Genomic DNA, 3,730 nt, shown 5'->3' with positions numbered 1-3,730 from the left:
AGTGTCGCCAGCGCGCCAGCGGCGCAAGCCCGGCGCAACGCGTGGTCGTGCCCGTTCGACCAGCCCGCGGCGAGCACGCCGGCGAACACGTCGCCGGCGCCGGAGGTGTCGACGACCTTTACGGCCGGTGGCGCGACAGTGAGCTCCTCTCCGCCGCCGACATAGCTGGCGCCGCGGCCGCCTTGGGTGATCACTCGATGCGGGACCGGCCAAACCCATTGTGCGGCTTCGGCTTCGTTGACCACCACCACATCCGTCTCCTCAGCCAGCTCAGCCAGCTCGGCTGGATCGGCGCCGGACGGTGAGGCGTTGAGGATGACGGTCGCTCCGGCCGAATGCGCCTCGCGGGCAGCTGCTGTGGCCGTCGTGACCGGTATCTCCAACTGCAGCAACAGCACATCGCAATCGGCGACGGACCTGCGCAGCGCGGGGGAGTCCGGCATCAGGCGACCGTTGGCGCCCGGCGCGACGACAATGAGGTTCTCACCGGCCGAGTCGACCACGACGACTGCGCTGCCGCTGGGGCCGGGCAAAGTGATGAGCCCGTCGGTGCCCACGCCGTTCGCGGTCAGGTGCTCGCGCAGCGCTGCCGCCGCCGGATCGTCACCCACGGCTCCGACGAACTGCACACGTGCTCCGGCACGCGCAGCCGCCACCGCCTGATTGGCGCCCTTGCCACCAGGTGTCGATCGGAACGACGCCGCCAGCACCGTCTCGCCCGGGTGCGGCAGTGTGTCGACGTCGAACCCGATGTCCATATTCACGCTGCCCACCACGCATACGCGTGTCACTCCGCCGACGGTATGGAGTCGCGCTCGGTTGCACAATGGCGCGTTGATAACGGTTTTCGGCAAATCCAATTTCGGTACATCGTTCGCGTTACGCTGCTGCGTGATCTGGGCTTTTTCCGCCCGACAGCGAAAGGAAGCCGATTGACGCTGCGGCGCTCAACTGATCCGGTGCCGGAAGAGCAAACGGTCCCGGCCGGCAAGGGTAGGCGACACCCACGGCCGCTATCCCGGCTCAGCATTCAGTCCAAGATCATGGTGATGCTACTGGTATCCAGCCTTGCGTCGTTGGCGGTGATCTGCGTCGTCGAGTACATAGCAGGACGTCACGCCCTGTTGCCCGCCGCCGAAGAACGAGCGGTCCAGTCGCGTGAGGCACAGAAGCGGGCAATAGAGATGCTGTTCGCGGACCTGACGAATTCGCTGGCCGTATACAGCAGCGGGTCGACCGCCGTCGAGGCGGTGCAGGCGTTCACCGCGGGCTTCGACGAACTCGCCAACGCGACGATCGACCCGGGCCAACAGCAGTCGCTGGTGAACTTCTACAACGACAAGCTGATCAAACCGATCCAGCGGGCGACCGGCGATGAGTTAAGCCTCAACGCGGTGCTGCCGGACAGCAACGCGCAGAAGTATCTTCAGGTTCACTACACCATCCCGTCGTTCGGCACTTCAACCACCCCCGACGACCCCGGCGACGGCAGCGCATGGTCGGCCGCGAATGCCCGATTCAACAACTACTTTCGCGAGATCGCGACTCGCTTCGAATACCGTGACGCAATGTTGCTCGACACTCGGGGCAACCTGGTCTACAGCGTTAACAAGGGCGCCGCGCTGGGCACCAATATCCTGACCGGTCCGTATCGGGAGTCCAACCTGCGCGGCGCTTATGAAAAGGCAATGGCCGCCGACTCAGTGGACTTCGTGTGGATCACCGACTTCCACCCGTTCCAGGCTGCAATCGGGGCGCCGGTCGCATGGCTGGTGTCGCCGATCACTGCGGCGGGCAAGACGGCGGGAGTGCTGGCGCTGCCGTTACCCATCTCGAAAGTCAACCAGGTCATGACTGCCGACAAGCACTGGAAAGCCGTCGGCATGGGAGAGACCGGGGAGACGTATCTGGCCGGTCCGGACGACTTGATGCGTTCTGATTCGCGGTTATTCTTGGAGGACCCCAAGAAATACCAGCGCGAGGCCGTGGCGGCAGGCACCCCACCCGACGTTGTCGAAAAAGCGATCAGGTGGCACGGCACGACGCTGGTCCAGCCCGTCGCGACCGCAGCTGTTCGCGCCGCCGACCGCGGGCAGAGCGGAACGGTTATCGATACCGGCTACTTAGGAGACAAGGAACTGGCGGCCTACGCGCCGTTATCAGTGCCGAATTCGGACCTGCGTTGGTCGATCGTGGCGACCAGGGACACCGCCGAAGCCTACGCCCGGATCAAATCATTCACCCGGACGCTGATATTGACCGTCGCGACGATGGTTTTCGTCATCTGCGTGGCGGCAATGCTGGTCGCCCAGATATTCGTGCGGCCGCTCCGGCGGCTCCAGACCGGCGCGCAGGAGATCAGCGCCGGGAATTATGACATCGCGATACCGGTGACATCGCGTGACGAGATCGGAGATCTCACTGTCGCTTTCAACGAGATGAGCCGGAATCTGGAGATCAAAGATGAGCTGCTTACCGAACAGCACAGGGAAAACGACCGTCTGCTGCTGTCGTTGATGCCCGAGCCGGTCGTGCGGCGCTACCGTGAAGGCGAACAGACCATCTCGCAAGAGCACCAGGACGTCACTGTCATCTTCGCCGACATCGTCGGCCTCGACGAGATCTCCGACGACCTGTCCGGTGACGAATTGGTCGAGATTATCGACGAGCTGGTCCGGGAACTCGATTCGGCAGCGGAAACCCTTGGCGTCGAGCCGATTCGCACCGTACACAACGGGTATCTCGCCAGCACCGGTTTGAATGTTCCGCGGCTGGACAGCGTGCCCAGAACCATCGACTTCGCCGTGGAGATGCAGCGCATTATCGAGCGGTTCAACAGCCGGACGGGCCACCACCTGAGTCTTCGGGCCGGCGTTAACACCGGCGACGTCATCAGTGGACTGGTCGGCCGCACCAGCGTCATCTATGACATGTGGGGCGCCGCGGTCAATCTGGCGTACCAAATGCGTAGCGGTGCAACGGAGTCGGGAATCTATGTCACCTCCGAGGTATACGAGGTGATGCATGACATTCGGCAGTTCACGCCCGCAGGCAGCATTACGGTGGGCGGCGTGGCGCAGCCGATCTGGCGATTGGCGGAGCGTAAGTGAAATTCATTGAGCCAGACTGGCTTTACTGGGCCGCCGGGCTAATCGTCGGACTGCCCCTCACGCTGATCGGTCTGACCGAATTGCACCAGGTGCTCGCCCGCAGGCACAGCGCTCTGGCCCGACCGGTCAACCTGCTACGCAACTATGTGGTGCCCTTGACCGCGCTACTGCTGCTGTTGGTCAAGGTGGCGCAGGTGCCGGCCCAGTTCGCCCCGGTGCGGGTACTCGCGACGGTATTCGGCTTTTTAGTGCTGGTGCTGGTGTTGTCCGGGCTGAACGCCACGGTGTTTGAGGGCGCTCCGCAGGGCTCTTGGCGCCAGCGGGTACCGACGATATTTCGCGACGCAACACGGCTTTTGCTGATCGCGGTAGGACTGGCGCTGATCTTCTCCGACATCTGGGGAGTGCGTGTCGGTGGCTTGTTCACCGCGTTCGGCGTTACCTCGGTGGTCATCGGCCTGATGCTCCAGAATTCCGTCGGCCAGATCGTGTCGGGCTTGTTCATGTTGTTCGAGCAACCCTTCCGGATCGGCGACTGGCTGGACACCCCAGAGGCGCGCGGACGCATCGTCGAAGCGAACTGGCGCGCCGTTCACATCCAAACCGACCGCGGATTGCAG

At 63.6% G+C, this 3,730-nt stretch carries 3 protein-coding genes; 2 read left to right on the top strand and 1 reads right to left on the bottom strand.

Features of this window, described 5'->3' with window-relative positions:
* Positions 1 to 758 (bottom strand): PfkB family carbohydrate kinase (locus WAN71_RS16755; RefSeq protein ID WP_422226413.1); only part of this gene is annotated, 758 nt, incomplete at its 3' end.
* Between the two features lie 174 nt (positions 759 to 932).
* On the opposite strand from WAN71_RS16755, the gene WAN71_RS16750 reads away from it, so the two are divergent.
* Both WAN71_RS16750 and WAN71_RS16745 read left to right on the top strand, forming a co-directional pair.
* Positions 933 to 3,110: an adenylate/guanylate cyclase domain-containing protein gene (locus WAN71_RS16750; RefSeq protein ID WP_422226412.1), complete on the top strand. Its 2,178-nt coding sequence runs from the start codon at positions 933 to 935 to the stop codon at positions 3,108 to 3,110.
* The coding region (locus tag WAN71_RS16745) for a mechanosensitive ion channel domain-containing protein (protein WP_422226411.1) at positions 3,107 to 3,730 on the top strand (624 nt) is incomplete at its 3' end. The genes WAN71_RS16750 and WAN71_RS16745, both read left to right, overlap by 4 nt.

Origin of the sequence: Mycobacterium sp. (assembly GCF_049280035.1) — a bacterium.
Taxonomy (GTDB): domain Bacteria; phylum Actinomycetota; class Actinomycetes; order Mycobacteriales; family Mycobacteriaceae; genus Mycobacterium.
The sequence above is the reverse complement of the archived record's forward strand: the minus strand, read 5'-3'. Positions and strand labels throughout refer to the sequence as shown.